We start from the raw sequence: 19269 nt of genomic DNA, 5'->3' as shown, positions 1-19269 counted from the left end.
GTCGCGGGATGGAGCAGTCTGGTAGCTCGTCGGGCTCATAACCCGAAGGTCGTTGGTTCGAATCCGGCTCCCGCAACCATATAAGTTAATTTGGTCACAACAATTCAACGTCAAAAAAGATAAAAACCTAAACTATATCAATAGCTTAGCATGTCGCGGGATGGAGCAGTCTGGTAGCTCGTCGGGCTCATAACCCGAAGGTCGTTGGTTCGAATCCGGCTCCCGCAACCATTTCAAATTATACTTTTTAAAAAAATATCCTTCCATATCAGTGCTTTACTTAAAATACCCTGCTTTATTTCGATAAGTCTTTGTAGTGTTTTGTCTGTAAAGTGAGTCATTATATGTTCTCGTTTTTACACCAATACACGCTTGCTGCAGTCACCAGATTGATTAAATATTTCCTTCTGACCTTCAATGTCATCTTTTTTAGATTTTTTATAAATCGTCAGTCAAAAGAGACTAAATAGTCTTGATATTCCATGTGGCGAATCTGTTACCAAAACGTTTATTTTGACGTGAACTGCTTTGCAAAGGAGTTGCCGGTTTTTGCTTTGATGGGGTGGGAAGGACGATAGTGTATTCTGTATACATAGTAGCCTGATCTTAGTAGATAACTAAAACCAGGCTAGCGGGGAAACCTAGAAAGACTAATTTGTCTTAATTACTGAAGGTTGGTTTCTGCTTCGGCGCTGGCTGGGCTTTCAATTGCGCTAACACCTTGCTTAAGAAGAGCTAGTCGCTCAATTTGTGAAAGTGATGTTAGGTGAGAGAAGATTGGAGCCAAGTAGCGTTTTTCTTTGATATCAAGGAACTTCTTATCTGATAGGTTGTTCAAGCGCTCTTCGTTAATAACGTAGCAGCCTGTTACATTTTTAATTTGATCTGCAGCGCGAACGCGCATGTTCAAAGGAGTGAACAAGTTATTTTCGGCTAAGAAGTGGCAGAAAGCTTTAGTAAAGGCTTCCATTTGCTGCAATTCGCCAAGGTAGCGTTTTACATTTTCAATTACTTCTGTTGGTTTGCCTTCTTCGTTGAATAAAGGTTGACCTTCTTCCGTACCAACATATTCACTGTCTTCGTCAACACAAACTGTGAAGTTGTCTTGCTCTGGGTTTTTAGCTAATGCAAAAGGGTAGCGACGAATGATGGCAGGAACATAAGAGGCTTGCCATTTACCGTCTTCACCTACGAATAGGTTTTCACCAGCATCAAGACTAAGAAGAGTAACAGGGCGGAATTCGTCTTGTGTTTTGTCTTCTAGGAAAACGATAGGGTAAACCGATGCAGCACGAACAAATTCGTGAACCATGACGGATGCAATGTGAAATTTGCTAGCAAAGCCAAAGTTTTCAATAGGTTTGACTTTTAAGCTAGCGTGTTGGTCTTTGTTAATAGGTGTCAGTTTGCTGAACATAAAATTTCCTTAATTCATCACGATTTTGTTAAATGCTACGAAATTTAAGCACATTTGACACGTGTGTTGTGGTGCTTTAAGCACGTGATCATCCTCATAATATGACATTATTTTCAGTAATGCGACAGTCTAGAGTCAGTATTTATGCGCCCTAGGGCGTTTTTTTTGCGTGTTACAAAAATATACGTCATAAAATAGAAAGCGTTGATTTAAAGGTTTATGTTGTAACAAATGAGGAGCTATAATGGACTAAATTTATTCTGCTTTTACATAGTCTCTTCTAAAAAGTTTAGGTTGTCCGACTGCTGCCGTTTTTTGAAATGCCACCATTTAAATGATGGGTGGTGATGACAGATTAGCCAGTTGTTCAATATCTTACTTAAAAGAGATCTACATTAGGAAGGTTGCCATATGTTTGCTAAGCCAAAGTTATTAGCTCAATTTGTCAAGAATGCTTTTAAAGTCGAAGCGCTTGAGTCACGTATTCTTCTATCGGGTGATCCAGTCTTTGGTGCCATGCAAGTGGCGAGTACGCGATTGATGGAGCCAAATAGCCCGCTCGATGCTTTCTCCGAGCAGTACACCTTGGCAAGCTTCCAACAGCTGAATCAGTCAGCGTCTCAGCAAGCTTCCATATACGAACAGCCAGAAGCAGATTCTGAATTTCAAGTGGGTGATACGCCCTTCAATATGGCCAACATCACAACGGACATGTACATCAGTGGTGGTGACTTTGTTATTGGGCAGAATGAAGTCTTAGGTGGTAGTGGCGCCGCTAACCTTAATGTGATTAATGCAGGTGAGTTGTCTCCGGGTTATTCCCCTGGTTCGCAAAGTTACGACAGCCTGACAAATACAGATAATTCATTAATCACAATTGAATTAGAAGGGTTAACGGCTGGAAGTCAGTACGACCAAATTAATGTGGCCAATAATCTAGTATTTGACGGCAAAATGTCGATTGAGTTGCTAAATGGCTATAAGCCTAATGCCGGTGACGAGTTCACCATTATGACATATGGTACGTCTTCTGGAGCTTTCGATACCATAGAAGGGTTGGCTATTGCTGGAACAGATTTGTATTTTGATGTTGAGCAGACAGCGACGGAATTGAAACTTGTTACCAAAGCCATTGATACAGGCTCCACTTTTTTAAGTGAGATTTTAGGAACAGAGCAGCAAAATACTTATGGCGAGCTGCTTAACATTGACTATTTTAACTCTTCTGCTTCGTACTCCTTTACTGGCGATTTATCCTTCTCTGGATTTGATATAAACGGCGATGTTTCAATAAGCCGCACAACCAACCTCTCCCTTCTTGATCCCCAAAATATTTCTACCTCATTCGATATCTGGAACTTAAACATAGATGGCGGCAGCGCAAGCTTCGCCGTGGATGATATGTTCACATTGGATATTGAAGGTTTTGATCTAGGAATTAGCTATTTAACCACGTCTGATTTGGCAGACAACCGCAGCTGGTTTTATGCGGATGCAACCGCAGCCACGGCTAAATCTGGTGTGACTGATGACGTTAATGTAAGTTTTGATGGCTTGAGTGTGTCCTATGGACAGGCTATTCACGACAGCAGCGATGACTTGTTGGATTTAAGTGGTAACCCTATTTCTGTTGGTGGTTTCACACAAGATCACAGTGAGAAAGAAGCTTTTTTGAATTTGGATGGTTATGCAAGCATTGATGTGGCTGAACAAACATTAACCGCTGATGCATCAATGTCGATTAATCCAATATCGCGAGATGAAGTTCAAGTTGCCATTCAAAATGGTGCCATTGATATGGCCGTTGGTGAAGGTGCTTCAGGCTTGTCGTTGTCTCTGGATGGAATCGAAGGTGCTTTGCTTATTGACGATCGAGGGTTGGCGGGTGCTTTAGCAGCCAATACGCTCGATTTGACTAAGCTTGATGGCACTGCTTTGCCAGGTATTCTAATCGATGAAATAAACGATGTCAGTCTAGAATTTAATACCATGGGAGAGTCAGTTGAAGAAACCATAGGTGATTTTTCCTTAGATTTTTCTGATTCAAAATACCATGATTTTTTCGCAGTAGATGCTAATTTGGCGCTTGGCTTGTCCCAAGGCGGAGTCGCTTACAACCTTTCTGGTCAGTTTGGTTTTACACAAAGCCAATTAGAGATTGTCGAGGGTCAAGGTGCACAAGATGTATTGCTATTGTCTCTTAAAGAGGGTGAAACGTCTTTAACCGTTGGCGATGATTCTGCCGGGGCTATGGTGCGTTTTTCTGGATTAGAAGGTGCTGCTTTAGTGGCCAACATTACTGGTGAATTCGGCGCTGTTGGTAGTATGAAAGTGGGTGATGTTAGCTTAACAAAAGCCGATGGTGTCACACCATTGGTGGCGGGCATGAGTGTGCTGCCATTAAGTCTGCCTTTTAACTTCAACCTTTTTGATTTAGACCCTGAGTTGTCTATTTCTGCCGCAATGGATAACTTCGTTTTTCCAAGCGTTGATCTTGATGATCTGTCCCTTGATTTTGATCTTGCAAACCAAGGTTTTTCAATTTATGGCGATGTCGGTTTTAGCATAGCTGACACCTTCGAATTCAATGGTGAAGTGGGGTTCTCTAAGTCTGGCGATGAAATTATCGTTCTTGGGGAAGATGTATTAGCCCTATTTGGTTTGGGTGATTTTTATGCTGGCGTTACCGATGGGGATCTTGCCTTATTGTTAAGCAGCGATTCAACCGTTGCTTTGGACGTTGAAGGTGATCTTGTGCTCGAAGGGGCAGGCTTTATTACCGATACTATTTGGGCGGATACGGCTCGCTTCCAGTACAACACCAGTCTCACGGATTACAGCGAAACTAACCGAGAATTGACCGTTGGCGAAATAACATCCAGTTTAACCATGGCAGCGGGTGCCATTGGCTCGCCTTTCATGGCGCTTAATGTGACAGGTTTTCGTGCCAATATTGAGGGAGCCGTAGGCTTATCAGGTGATTTTAGTTTCACTCGTCAAGTGATTAATAGCACCAACGCTATGATGATGACGGGTAGCAACGTAACCGCTTATCTTGGTACCAACGACGTCAATGCTCGTGTTTCAGACGCTGATTTGGCGATGGTTATTTTTGAAGCCAGTGAAACATCGACAACCTATGCTTTATATGCAACGGGTGTGGCCACACTCATTGGTGTTACGGATGTGACACTAAGTGGTACTTTTGAACTCTATTACAATCGAACCGGATCACAGACAGTCGACTTTGGTGACGTGATCGGTGTGATTGATTACGGTACAAGCAGTGACTACACCTCTTTACGTTCCAGTGATCTGGATGTCAGTGTCGCGGACTTTTTTGCTGTGCAAGGTGGTTTTGCAATTGAAAGTAAGACAACAAATGTCACCTTGTCAGATGGTCAAGAGGTTGAAGTAGAGTTACTCACATTGGGCACATCAAATGTGTCAGCGTTTGTTGGGCTAAATGGCAATACCAGTGATGCATTAGGGTTTGATTTAACCGGCGCAGACATGGCGTTAGCGCTTATGACTGACGCGAGTAACGACCAGCGTCAATGGATGGCATTGCAATCGAGTGTGACCAGTGCGGCTTTTGTCGGTGTAGATGGCTTAACGGTTTCTGCAGACAGTATGTCCGTTGCTATTAACCGTAATCTAAGTACACAAGGTGAGCCTGTTGCTCAGCCAGATTTAGTCTTAGATACTATTTTAACGCTGAATACAGATCTTACTAGTGGCGAACTGGTTTTTGAATACTTAGCTCAGCAAGCGTTCGTTGTTGTCGCAGCGAACCGTTCGAACAGTGTTATTCGTAATGACATTAAAAACAAACTGGAAGCCTTGCTAACGCAAGCCGGTGTTGTGGATGTCGATGGCAATATTCGCGTGACAGGCACTCAGGATGCAGGCTTTGTTATCACCTTTGGTGGTGAATTATCAGGGGTCGATTATTCCGGTTTACTGGTCAGTAATAGACTTCCCGATGTTATTACGAATGTGGCTGAGGTGACCCAAGGTCAAGCGGCTTATGACGATGTCACTTTTGAGGCGGTTTCTCAAAATGCCCAGTACAAGCTAAATATAGAAGCAAGCGAAGGGACTCTCACTCTCGTTTATGGTCAAGAGTCAGTTGATATAGAAATAACGACGGCCATGACAGACGCTGGGTGGGTGTCTGAACTTACTCAAAAAATCGCCTCCTTTGATGCAATCGGTAATGGCAATGTGACGGTTTCTGGCACCCGTGCTGCTGGGTTTGTGGTTGAGTTTGTTGGTGACTTACAAGGTAAAGCAATCAGTGGTTTAACCGCCAAACTTGTTGTGCCAAGTTACACGACAACGACACAGACAGTCACTTCAGGTGGCGTTGTTATTACGGGCACGACGTCCACTGGCAGTAACGTTCGTGAAGTTCAAAAGCTGCAGTTCTCAGGCTCAACAGGCAGCTTTAGAACTTACACTTTATCCATGGATGATATATCACTGGGTAGCCTAATTTTTACACCTAGCAACATCAGCAACAACGCCCTTAAATTACAAGAAGCATTCGATAGCGCATTAGGCAAAGGCGCTGTGTATGTGTCATTTGATAAGAGTTCTACTGCAAAGGATCCTGCTTATTATATTAAATTCGGTGGTAAATACGCTTTTCAAGACCTTGATTTAATAGCAGTAACTTCGACAAATGGCGTCAATGTAACGATTACATCATCGACAGAAGGGTCAGCGAAAACCACAACGACGACGACTGAAAACGTCAGTGAAGTACAAAATGTACAATTTTCTGATGAAGCAAATGGACAATTAACACTCTCTATGAGTGTTGATGGCAAGTTATACACGACAAATAGCCTTGATTTTTCAGCAACTTCAAGCGATTTAAAGAGCGCTATTGAAAGTGCTTTAAATGCAGACTTTCCATCCGCTGATGTGCAAATTGTTGTTACAGATGGTAATTGGCAAATTACCTTTGCCGGTGAATTAAGCGGTAAAGACATTTCTTCCATTACGACCAATGTGGCGCCGTTATTGGGTTCCGTTGAGCTTGATTTGCAACAGGAAGGCTTGGTTCGTGATGTTGCCGTTACATCCACGGCGCCTGCGGTGTCTGAAACACAAAGATTGACTGTAGACACGCAAGCAAACGGTACCTTTACATTAAGTTTGACTTACGCTGGAACGGCTTACACTGCAGCAGATTTGTCATTTGCTGACGCTAACTCTGACACGATCACAACCGCTTTAGAGTCTGCGTTGTTCGGTATTGTCGGTGCTGAAATCAGTGTGGAAAATTACGATGATGGTGTGTGGGATATTACCTTTGGTGGAGCACTAAGTGGTGTCGATCTAGGTTTATTGGGTGTGAGTTATGCTTATCAGCCAGTTAGTACTGAACTTGTTGTGAACCAGCAAGGTGCTGTGGTTGCTCAAGATGATTTGATTGGCGATGTTGATCCTGATTTAGTTGTAGATTTTGCAATCTCTGAACTGGAAGTAGTGACGAGCATTGATACGAGTTACACACTTGATTTAGATGGCTCTCGTGGCGAAATGACCACGATCAGCGCAGATTTGACGCTTGACGTATTTGGCTTTGTTCAGGTAGCGGGTGGTTTTTATATTGATAAAGCCATCAGTACTGTAAAAGATGCAGATGGCAATGATATTGATGTCGATCAGTTGGTTATCGCTGGCGGTTCTGTAGACGCCTTCGCTGGTGTTAATGGTGGCTCAGATAATCAAATTGGCTTGCAATTAACAGAAACAGACTTCGTTTTAGGTCTGTTTTCTGAGCGTGATTCAGAAGGTGAGGCTCGTCAATGGACGGCCCTACAAGCTAGTGCTACCTCATTGAGTCTGGAAGGTATTGATCCAATTACCATGTCTGGTAGCAATATTGCGGTGAATGTTAATCGCAGTAGCTCGGTAGATGGGTCAGTTCTGGATTTTGCCGGTGAAAATGCTATCACTGCAGAGATTGTACCAGGGGTTGAGGTTGACCTTGATTTAGCGGGTGATAAGGGTGAGCTTTTAGAAGTTACGACCACCATTGAAATGGACGTGGCCGGTTTTGTTGGTGTATCTGGTAACTTTGCTTTCTCTCAAGTCACAAAAGACGGCCAAAATCAGCTGTTAGTGATCGGGCAAGAAGCAACAGCACGCTTAGAAGCTGGGTCGGCCTATGTGGGTGTTTCTGGCGCAGATTTTGGTCTCATCGCGGATGACCAAGGCACTTTAGCATTTGAACTGCAAAACGGTGCCTTTGCTGCTGGTATTGATGGTTTAGGCGGCTTTGGCGCAGACAGCACTATTATCCAATACACCAATGCAACCACGTCAATTGAAGCGGATACAACCTTAAATATTGCCGAAGCCGAATACACTTTTTCAACAGCCATTGACGCTGAGACAATAGGCTTTGGTGTAGAGGGTTTTAGTGCCAATGTCAGCGATTTTATTAGCATTTCAGGTGATTTTGGCTTCCAAAAAACAGGGTCAGATTTAATTGCTGTTGGTAACAACGTTGATGCACGCTTAGCGGCAGATGAAAACAATTATTTGTCTTTGAGTGGCGCGAGTTTTGGTCTAATTACTGGTAGTCAGAGTACCGTTTTTGAAATGAGCGACGGTGCATTTGGTTCAGCCATTGCTGGACTGGAGTTGATTACTGCTGACAGCGTGATTATTCAGTATGCTAATGCGACTGGTTTAGTTGCAGCCAATACAACCATTGGTGTTGGGGCAATCAGTTACACATTTGGTCAAGCGATCGTCAGCAACACGGTAGCATTTGGTGTTCAGGGTTTCAGTACCAGCATAGATGATTTTGTTGCGCTTAGTGGCGATGTCGGCTTTGCGAAACAAGATGGAAAAATCATAGCGGTAGGTAACAACGTCAGTGCCTCTTTAAAAGCAGGTGATTTAGCAGGCGTTAGTTTGACGAATGCATCCTTTGGTCTGATTTCAGGTCAAGGTCAGAGTGCGTTTGAATTATCTGAAGGCTCGTTCGCTGCTAATATTGCGTCTTTAGCGTCAGTCACGGCGGATAGTGTGTTTATTCAATACACTGATGCAACAACAAGCATTGCGGCGGATACTAAAATTTCCGTCGGCAATATTTCTTATACTTTTGAAGACGCTTTAATCGCTAATACGGTAGCCTTTTCTGTAGTTGGTCTACAGGCCAATGTTGCCGATTTCATTACCTTGAGCGGCGATGTCGGCTTCAAGCAGTCTAACGATGAACTTATTGCTGTCGGTAATAATGTATCGGCTCAATTGTCAGCTGGGTCTGTTGCTTCAGTATCGGTTACTGGTGCCACATTTGGCCTAGTCAGTAAAGGTACTCAAACTGCTTTTGAACTGTCTGACGGCGCCTTTGCTGCCAATATTGCCGCGTTAGCCAGCGTGTCAGCGGATCGCGTATTTGTTCAATATACATCGGCGAATACAACGGTCGCTTCCGGCCGTAAATTGTCGGTAGGACAAGTTGAATATGCTTTCAGTGATGCCATAGACGAAGAAACAGCCGCGTTCACGGTTCAAGGCTTCAATGCTGAAGTGTCTGATTTTGTTACTCTAAGCGGTGATCTCGGCTTTGAAAAGTCAGGTGAAAACATTGTTGCAGTAGGCAACGGAATAACCGCTTCATTGAGCGTAGAAGGTGTGGCCAGTCTAGCCTTGACCGAGGCAGATTTTGGTCTTTTGGTCGGTGGCGATCAAATGGCGTTTGAGTTACAAAATGGTCAGTTAGACGCTGACATCGCTGGCATGTCTTTGCTTCCATTTGATTCTGTTGCTATCCAATACACCAGCGCAACAACGTCTATTACACAGGGCCAGACACTTTCTGTTGGCGACCTTGATTATGCCTTTAGTCAAGATATAGCGGCGGATACCGCCACTTTTGCTGTGTTCGGCTTCAATGTTAATTTAGAAAATAGTGTTGTTCTCAAAGGCGATTTTGGTTTTAGCAAAACAGGCTCCGAATTATACGCTGTTGGTAATAATGTCACCGCCGCCATTGATGTTGGTGCTGCATATGTGCGTATTGAAGGTGCCGATGTGGGGGCTGTTTGGACAACATCAGGTTACGGAATAGAAACAAAGAATGGTCAGTTTTCAGCGGGCATTGAATATTTGGCGGATATCTCTGCCGATACAGCTTTATTGAAATATACCTATGGTGCTCCGTCTGTGGTGGCGGGTCGTGAGATTAACCTAGGTGGTGTGAGTTACTTGTTTGCTACCGGTTTAGTAGGCAAAGCCAATGAGCATCAGGCAGCCATTGAAGCGACAAATTTAAACGCGAATATTTTCGATGTTATCTCTATCACAGGCGATATCAGTTTTTACGCTGAGAGTGGAACCTTAAAGGCCAGTGGGTCTGATTTTGGCATGGCGTTTGAGTTGGGTGATGATTTTGAAGCATCGATTGAAAATGCCGATTTTGATTTAAGTTATGGCCAAGAATTAAGCTTTGCCATTGATGGTGACTTAACCCTTTCTGCGCTTGATTTCTTAGACATAAATTACCACGTTAGCCTGTCTCAAGACTTTTTCAATGTCACACTCGATGATGGTACGCAAACAACCGTTGCCTTGATGACCTTTGCTGAAGAAGGCATGGACTTCTTTGCAGGTGCAAACGATGTTGGTTTTGAAATTGACAATGCTTCCTTAGGTTTAGGCGTTGCGATTCAATTGACCAATCCTGAAGAGTTCTGGGTTAGCGCCAAAGCCACTTCGTCCAGTGTGAGTTTTAAGGGCAGCGATGTACTTGAAGTGTCTGCCGATGAAGTGGAAGTTGTTATTAATACGGCTTCTGTATCTGGCCGCTCAATCGATTACACCGATGCACCACTAACCTTAACTTCTGGTTTTGGAGTGCAAGTGGGTGGCCTTGATTTAGATTCAGCAGACGCTATCAACATCGTTTTTGATATGAAAGGCGAAGCGATCAAGGTAGCCGGTGAGTTGTCTGTTGATCTATTGGGTGTTATGGCCGTGGACGGCGCGTTTGCGTTTGAAAAGCAAACCACCACGGTTACCCTTGCAGACAGTACGAATCTTGATGTCGATGCACTAACCCTAACGGCCGAAGACGCAACCGGTTTTGTCGGTTTCGGTTATCAAACCGCGGATGAATTTGGCTTCAAAGCTGAAGGTGTAGATTTTGGGTTAGGCATTTACGTAGACCGCAGTGATTCTTCACGCCAATGGACCATGATGCAAGGTAATGTCGATACCTTCGGCTTTGTCGGTGTTGATGGTCTTCAATTAGATGCGACAGATTTGAATATGTCGTATTACAAATTGCCTAGTGATCTTGTTGGAATCAATTTAGATAAATCAGACATCAACTTTGGTAGCCTTGATTTAGCGTTTGATCCAGGTGAATTGTCGGCTGGAAAAGGCAGTATTTTCAGTTTTGAATCCGGTTTTGATATTGATCTATTTGGATTAGTACAAGTAGAAGACGAGTTCGAACTTGTTTTGGAATTCGATACACTGATTTTAAGTGATGGCACAATAGAAGACGTTACTTACTTTACTTTTGCTTACACAGATATTGATGTGTTTGCAGGGGCTGGATCTCGTGACGATGGTGTTGGCTTAGCGGTTGACGATTTAGACTTTGCTATGGCCTTAGTCTTTAGTCAGTTTAGCTCTGAATACTGGGTCACAGTACAAGGCAGCACTGATTTTGCTGGCATGGTGGGAGTGCCAGGAGTCGATCTAAGTATTGATAAAGCACAATTGCTGATTAATACCGCCGACTCCAAAGGGCGAGTGATTGACTACTCGGCTAAAAATCTTGTGGTTCCAACCGGTTTTGGCGGGAACGTAGGAGGAATTAGCGCTGATATTGGAGGTAACGGCGACTCTATTACTATCGACCTATCTGGCTCACTTGGTGAAATGGCTCGCATTGATCTTGAAGGCGCTTTGTTTGCCATCGACAGCTTTGTGCATATATCGGGTGATGTGTCCTTTGCCATTGGTACGAAGGACGACATGGTTATTGAAGGTGCTGGCTTATTGGCTGGGACAAAAGACACCACGAGTTTTGACTATATTACGATCGCGGGTGCTAATATCGATGCGTTCGTTGGCTTGGGCACGCCGTATTTTGGCGAGGGCGACAGTGACGCTGTAGGTGTTTACGCCGCCGATGTGGATTTTGGCTTTGCTCATTTTAAAAATGATGATTTCACTTTTGACACTCTTAAGTTAGACATTGCAGAAGCGGGATTGGTTGGCTTTGGTGATGTACTTGAAGCCACATTGGCTGGCGTTAGTGTTTCTACTAACCGAGGAAAAAGTTCACAGGGTACCGAAACCCCTTACATAGATTACCAAGCGTCGTATGGCGAAGATGGACTAGAGCTAGCTACCTTAGGCGGCGATGTCATCGCACTTGATTTTGACAACTCACTGGAAATAGCAGCACGAGTGCAAGATGCCCACATTAATGTGGCTGGCTTTTTAGAATTAGACGGTGCGCTTGCCTTTTCCAAAGGCACGACCTATGAATTAGTAGCAGTTAATTCTGGCATATTAAGTACCCTTGGTGCACCAGAGACCATAGTACACAACATCGATGTCATGACGATCGGAGGCTATGATCTTACCGGCTTCGCTGGCGTGGGCGGATCAGACAGTGGCGTTGGTCTTAAATTAGACAGCACGACATTCGGTATCGCTGTCATGAAGGCGTCTGGCTTTGCTAGCTTGGATTTACCCGATCAAGTAAAAGACTACATGCCGACTTATATTGCCGCCAAAGCAACAGTCGAAAGTGCTGAGTTGATCGGCATGGACCCTATTTTAGACGCCAAAGTAGAAAACGTCGAAGTCAACATCAACACCTCTGTGATTGAAAAACTGCCAAAGCAAGTAGCCGCGGCTTCTCTTTTCATTCCAATGCCTTATGTGGATTTCACTAATATCGTGAACACCAACTCTGCAACTGGTCATTGGGGAGAAGAAGGTCTTATTGTCGACACAGGTAGCGACGATAACCCTGTTTACTTGGACTTCGGCGAAGAGATTATTCAAGCGAAAGTCGAATACTTCCAAGGTGATATCGCTGGCGTTATGCAAGCGTCTGGCTCTATGGCGTTTACTAAGCGTGGATCAGAGACAGTTACGTTAAGTAACGGCGAAACACGAAACGTGAATTCCTTGTCTGTCGGCATGACCAATGTGTATGGTTTCTATGGCATTGGTGGCTATTGGGAAGAAAACCCTGATACGGAACGCGTAGACGGTACGGTAACCAACAGCAGTGCCTTTGGCCTGGCGGTCGAAAACTTAGAAGTCGGCGCTGTCTTCATGTTTGATACTTCATCAGACGACCCTGCAGTATACGCCGCTGTGCAAGCAAGCCTCGATAAAGGTGGCTTTGTTGGTATTGATGGTTTAACAGCGGAAATTACAGACACCTTCCTAAATCTTAACCAAACCGTGAGTGGTGATGGCGCCGTTGTCGATTTCTCAAAATCTACTTATCAATTAGAAGAAGATGGTCCTGAGTTTGCCGGCTACTACATTGAAACCGGCGACAGCGAAAATCCTATCGTCTTGTCATTCGACGAGCGTTTGTTGCAGCTTCAAGGCGAAGCTGAAATGAATGTATTTGATTTATTGTATCTTGATGGTGTGTTCGAACTAGAAATCACGGATGAAGGGCTCGATTTATTTGTTGACGCATCGGCGAAAATTGGACCCGATGGCTTTGGTTTAGATGTAGCGCGTGCTCAAGTATTGTTAATGGTTAATAGCTCTGGGGTAGCGACTAAGGCATTGCTAGAGGATGCCTCTATTGGCTTTGGCAGTGTTGCTGAGCTGAATGTTGATAAAATGGAATTTATCCTCAATGCGACGGGTAAAGATTTAATTTATGACGTTCCAGAAGCTTTTCAGGATAGAGTCGGTTCAGAAACACTGACTATTTCTAATATACCGCCAAATCAAACTGACCCTGTCGATTTTTATGTTTCCTTAGAGGGTGAGGGTGACTTTAGTTTATTGGGTGGTGCTATGTCTATGGAGGGTGATTTCTCCATCTTATTGAGCACTGAGAATACCGAAGTTAACCTGAATATGACCAGCACTGTGCCGCTACTTGAACCAGTATCGGTAGCGGGTACCTTAGGCTTTGCAACGGGTAGCGATGCTGGATTATACGGCTCATTACAGTTGGGAGCCATTGGTGGTTCGACTATTATTGACGCTGGTGTGTTCTCAATTAGCGCCTACGCACTGTTACAAATAAACACGACTGGAACATCACAAAATGTTCGAGCATTAAAGTTAAACAATGACGGAGAGGTGTTAGCGGGCGAGTTTCAAACCGTCGCGATTGATAAGCAAATGTTGCGTATTTCAGGTTCAGCTGAAATTGAGGTTGCAGGTGCGATAACACTCTCCGGTGGCATGGATTTGTTAATTGATAACGAAGGCTTCCAAGCGTCTCTGGATATGGCACTGGATTTAGGTACCTTTGGTACTGTTGCTTTCGAAGGTGATGCGGCGATCACAGAGGACCGTTTTGCATTGCGGGCGGAAACCTCAGTTGAGTTAGGTATTGCTGCGATTGGTATCAGTGCTGGAGCAATACTGCAGATTAATACAGGTTCAGACGATTACACCACTTTAGACGGTGATGTTATTAAAGGTGATACGACCTTTAAACTGGATTTGGATGGTGCAATCAAAATTCTAGCTTTTGATATTGATTTCGAAGGTGGGATGAGTCTAGTAGATGATGTGTTTGAAATTCGACTAGACCAAGCAAGTATCGATTTCTTTGGCTTTGTCTCTGTTAATGTCAGTGGATATATTCAATCTGATGGTCATTTTGAAATAACTGGTGCTGTTGATTTCAACGTTGATTTAGCCATTATTCAATTGCGTGCCGGTATGTCGATGACATTTAGTGATTCACTCTTTGCTGCTAGCGTATATGGTTCGCTTGATATCAGTATCGACATGGGCTTCTTTGAAATTAATGAAACACTTGCCGGGTTTAGTGGGGCAATTGAGCTTACAGCGAGCAGTGCAACTTTGGATGTTGCTGCAAAAGTTGCAGGCATCTCGGTTTCAGGTAGCAAAACTTGGAGTTGGGGTGCGCCTCCAGTTATAACAACACAAGTTGGTAATGTGTTGTATTTAAATGCAGGCGATGTGGTGGACCGTTATGGTGATAGCGGCGGTAAATTGTATGGGGATATTTACCATGAAGGTTTTACCGTTGATGCCATTACTGATAACGAAGGCAATGCCATTTCAGGTGCCGTTTCTGTTCGGGCTTTAGGGGAAACTAAAGAACATACAGGCGTTGAAAAAATCATATTCGTAGGTGGCAAAGGTAACGATACGCTAATAATTGGGCAAGGAGTTGATGCGCAACTTGAACTAGACGGTGGTATTGGTAACGACACCTTTATGATTTTTGGTGGCCGTGCTGGCAGTGTTATTCAAGGCGGTAAAGGTAACGATACATTCATTAACGGTGATGTAGCGAACATGACCTTTCTGGGTGGAATAGGAAATGATGACTACCGTGGTGGATCAGCCGGTGCCGTAGTTGATATGGGAGTGGGTAAAAATACCATTACTGCTGGTACGGGTAATGACACCATAATCATCAACAATGCGAATAAAACTGAACTTACTATTCTGGGCGGAACGAATACAGTTCGTATTGATAACGGATTGAGTGTTGACATTGAAATCAAAGCGGGTCAAAACACGATTAGTGCAGATTGGCTAGGTAGTCTGAACATTACGGGTGGCAGCGGTTTAGATCAACTAGTGATGGATACTTTAACCACGGTTCAAGCTTTGCGTATGCAAGATCATGGTTTTAGTTACGACCAACGTGTTGTTAAGTTTGATGATGCTTTAGATCAAGTTAAAATCAAAGATGAATCAACAAATACTTATATAGTGTCTGATAATGCTGCAAGTTGGGGGGCGGTTGATCTTCACCTCACAGCAGATGGCTTGCTGGATTTAACCGAAGCGGATTTAATTGCACCGCAAGGTCATTTTAATATTCAAGCCGACGGTATCAAAGGTATCGTCTATTCTCAATTAGAAGCCCTTACCTTAGTCAATCTGGCTAGCGCTGGAGATTACATCGGTCTTACCCTGCGTGAAGATGATAGCCTTACACTGCTAGAGGGAAATAGAACTAATGGTGGTCTCTATATAGCTGCAGGTCAGCTAGATGTGGAGTTAGCCGCAGCAGAAAGCTTGCTTTCTCTAACAACCGGTGCCTTAGAAGTAGTCGGCGGCGGTAACATTCGATTAATTGCCGATGATCTAGATTTTATTTCTGGTAACAATCAAGTTATCGGAACGGGCAACATCCTAATTCAGTCAAAAACCACCTCACAAAATTACCGAATCGGATCTGCCGGCCAATCCTATTATGGTCATGACTATTCAGATGCAGGGCAAACAGGTTTCATGGATTTGGGTATGACCGACCTGTCCGCACTTAAAAATGGCTTTAATTTAATCACACTTGGCCATAGTGGTGATGGTGTGGTGATGTATGTTGGAGACATAGAAGATCGCACGCAAGCTGGCGGTTTTGACTTTAATGCTCGCCTAGAAGACGAAGCCTACTTTTTTGCAGACACCATCAACATTGTTGGTGATGTTCAATCAACACAAAACATCCAATTTAATGCTCGTCTAATGGAGGTGTTAAGTAACAACATTCACGATGGCATGGGATCCCCTGACTCAGGTGTGGCCGCTGATAAGATTGACATCAACTTGACCGAGCAAATCGTGATATCGGGTTGGTTAAGAGCACAAGAAAATTTAGACGTTAATGTTACAGGGTCTACGGGTCAAGATGGGTTAGTCGGTTATGGCGCAGCGATAAACTCAATTACAGCGGATAAAGGATCTTCTGTAGAGGTTTACGAAGAGGATGGCATTCTTCAGTTAACTTCATCAGGTTCCATTATATCAGCAGCTGGCATGGAGGTTTCAGGGCTACGTTCGCAAATGAACATTAATGCGGGTACTGGCTTCGCCCTGCTTGAAGGCGGTGTGCTGCTTGCAAGTGGAAACGACTCAGCGATTAATCTCTTTTCGAATGAATATCTGTACATCGAATCAGGGTCCGCTGTGCTTGCTGGAGCGCGCTTTGATTATGAAGGTTCTACGCCTATTCCTGTCAAAATTGCAGATAACGCAAACCTAACCATTGATACCCAAGGTGAACTGCGTCTTTCAGGGTCAGTGACCACCGCAGCCGGTATGACACTTAACTATGGTGATACTCTAAGCGATTACGCGGATTATTTTGATACCTTACCAGGTAACACCTTGGTAAGTTCAACAGATGTCACCCTTCTAGAAGCGTTACAAGAAGGGTCCATTTCACAAAGCTTACAAACTTTGTTAGAAAGTGAAGGTTTGCAGCTTTCGCAAACAGCCTCTGTTACCTCGATAGCTAACTACCAACCTTTCTCTAGCCTATCTACCGAGGCTAAATCACAAATAGCCGCAGAGTTAGGGTATACAACCTATGAAAATGGTGGTTTTTATCAAGAAGACTCGCAAGCTTTCTATGAAAGTTTAACAGTTGGTGAGATTGATTCAGAAACAATGGCTGATCATATGGCCTCCTTGGGTTACACCAAGTTAACCGGTTCAATTTATTTTGACTCAAACACTGGTACCTACAAAACAGACCTTGTTCAAGGTAAGTCAGCTGATTATTCGAATAGCCAAATAGATTGGGCTGCTTACGGTGTTGAAGTTCCGGAAACCACAGCAAGCTTTGATAGTTTAACCAGTGCTCAAAAAGCTGTGGTAGCACAATCATTAGGGTATACCGTAGAACCTACATTCGAGTTTGAACGCCAAGAACTTGAAAGCGAACTGGATGATTATAGAAGTACTTTTGGAGCCTATTACTTCAATGAAGATGCTACTTGGGGAGACGATGGCGCTCCGCTTGCAGAAACAACGCTAAAAGATTTAACGATCAATCAAAAAATTGATGCAGCCAAGTATCTTGGTTATTTCCCAGAATACGATGTACGAGAAATTGACTGGGGCATATTAAGCCAGCCAGATGACGATACTATTTTTGAACGCCTCAGCACGGCTCAAAAGGAGTTGGTTGCTAACTATTTGGGTTATAAAACAGAAATAACGGGTTATTACTTCACGAACTTGTCTGCAGAGACAGATAAAAGAGTACTAACGGAGTTTACCCAAGGAGTCGTAACAGATTACGAAAACACCGACATTGTTTGGAATGGCTCAGCACCTTCAGATCAGGCAACATTCAGCTCATTAACGTTGTCACAACAACAAAATGTGGCAGCAAGTCTTGGTTATGAAGTGTTTGATGGCATTACTTATTACAACGCTGATGCGCTTGTAGGTGAAAAAATGGTTAACGGTTTGTCATTTGATAACCTAGTTGACTACAACTTAATTGACTGGGGTGGCCCTGGCGAACCAGAAAGTGCTTTCGCTGATTTTGAAGAGCTTACTTTCGAGCAACGTAAAACGGTTGCTGAAGAGCTTGGTTACTCATTGTACGAACAGCAAGTTCTAGTTAACTACGATGCAGATCCTGAGCTTGGAGAAAAACAAGTTGTTTCGTATCTTGAAGTTGGCACGGATTTTCTGCTTAGTGCGATTGATTGGGATGCTGCTTCCTTAGAAAGTCCAGCAGATGATGTTGTTTGGAGTGACCTCTCTACAGAGCAGCAAAATCTAGTGCTGCAAGAAGTAGGTTATGTCCGATTCAACGGTCAAGTATGGATTAACGATAACAATAACGACCTGACGCTTGGTTTTGTTCAAGGTGAAACGAGTTTAACAGGTGAATCCTACGGTTTATTAGACGCTTACGATTATCGAAATAGCGAAATAGTGTGGTCTCAGCGTACTTCTCCTGCTGCCGACGCATTATTTAGTACAGAGTTAAGCGATGCTCAATTGCTGGAACAAAATCAAACGAAGTTGACCAGCGCTCAACAATTTGCCGTATTAGAAGCCTTAAATATTGAATGGTATCAGCAAAATGTTTATTACAAAGTGCAGCCAGATGCTTCCTTAGGGCAGTCGCATTTGATGACGACATTTATTGATGGCTATCATTATCAAGCAGATACGGCCAGTGATAACGACAGTGACCGTTGGTTGCTTAGCGATGGTGAAAACGAATACATAGTATTTGCAGATGATGAAGACAATGATGGCGTAATTGATAAGGTACTGATTCAAGAGCCCCATGAATTAGTGGGCCAGCGCGGTTACGGCTTCCTATTGACAGGAACCCTAACCACATTAGCGGATAATCAAGATATTACTATTTCAGGTGATAACGATATCATCGTACGAGGTAATATTAACCTAAATGGCGCTGATTCGGATTTAACATTCGATACAAATAGCTGGATACATTGGGAAGGATTTGCCAACGTTACCGGTAATATTACATTCAGCGCTGACGGACAAAACTCTGATGGCCAGAGTATCTATATTGCAGAAACAGCCAGCCTGAATACCTCACAAGAAGCGACAGATATTCGCTTAACCGGCGCTTACGATGTTGTTGTTACAGGCACGGTTGTGGCCGGTGGAGACGTTGGTAACACGGGTGTGACTTGGGCAGGTCAAGGTGATTCCAATGTGTTCATTCAAGCCGGTGAGCGGATTCACATTGACAGTGCCGTGGCGGCCAGTAAATCGGTAGTACTTACCACCACATCGGTGATGGGAGCGGATGATGATGTGTCGCTCAAAGTCACCTCTGCTGGTGGTTTAACAGCTGCTGGCTTGACGTCAGACGGGTC

At 43.8% G+C, this 19269-nt stretch carries 2 protein-coding genes and 2 tRNA genes (1 of these 4 only partly in view); 3 read left to right on the top strand and 1 reads right to left on the bottom strand.

Features of this window, described 5'->3' with window-relative positions:
* Positions 1–2 precede the first annotated feature (2 nt).
* Positions 3–79: transfer RNA gene (locus J9B83_RS13160), tRNA-Met, on the top strand.
* A gap of 75 nt (positions 80–154) precedes the next feature.
* Positions 155–231, top strand: a tRNA-Met gene (locus tag J9B83_RS13155).
* A gap of 433 nt (positions 232–664) precedes the next feature.
* Here J9B83_RS13155 and J9B83_RS13150 read toward each other — a convergent pair.
* Positions 665–1417 (bottom strand): SapC family protein, encoded by a 753-nt coding sequence (locus J9B83_RS13150; protein ID WP_211537297.1) that lies wholly within the window; start codon positions 1415–1417, stop codon positions 665–667.
* Between the two features lie 411 nt (positions 1418–1828).
* Here J9B83_RS13150 and J9B83_RS13145 point away from each other — a divergent pair.
* Positions 1829–19269 carry part of the coding region annotated (locus J9B83_RS13145) for an LEPR-XLL domain-containing protein (RefSeq protein WP_211537296.1) on the top strand (this coding region is incomplete at its 3' end). 23145 nt of the annotated region lie beyond the right edge of the window, so 17441 of the 40586 annotated nt are shown.

The sequence above is a fragment of the Marinomonas vulgaris genome, assembly GCF_018145875.1.
GTDB classification, from domain to species: Bacteria; Pseudomonadota; Gammaproteobacteria; order Pseudomonadales; family Marinomonadaceae; genus Marinomonas; species Marinomonas vulgaris.
The sequence above is the reverse complement of the archived record's forward strand: the minus strand, read 5'-3'. Positions and strand labels throughout refer to the sequence as shown.

Excerpts from the sequence above, each read along its gene's own strand:
- J9B83_RS13150 (WP_211537297.1), bottom strand. The coding sequence starts at position 1,417 with ATGTTCAGCAAACTGACACCTATTAACAAAGACCAACACGCTAGCTTA.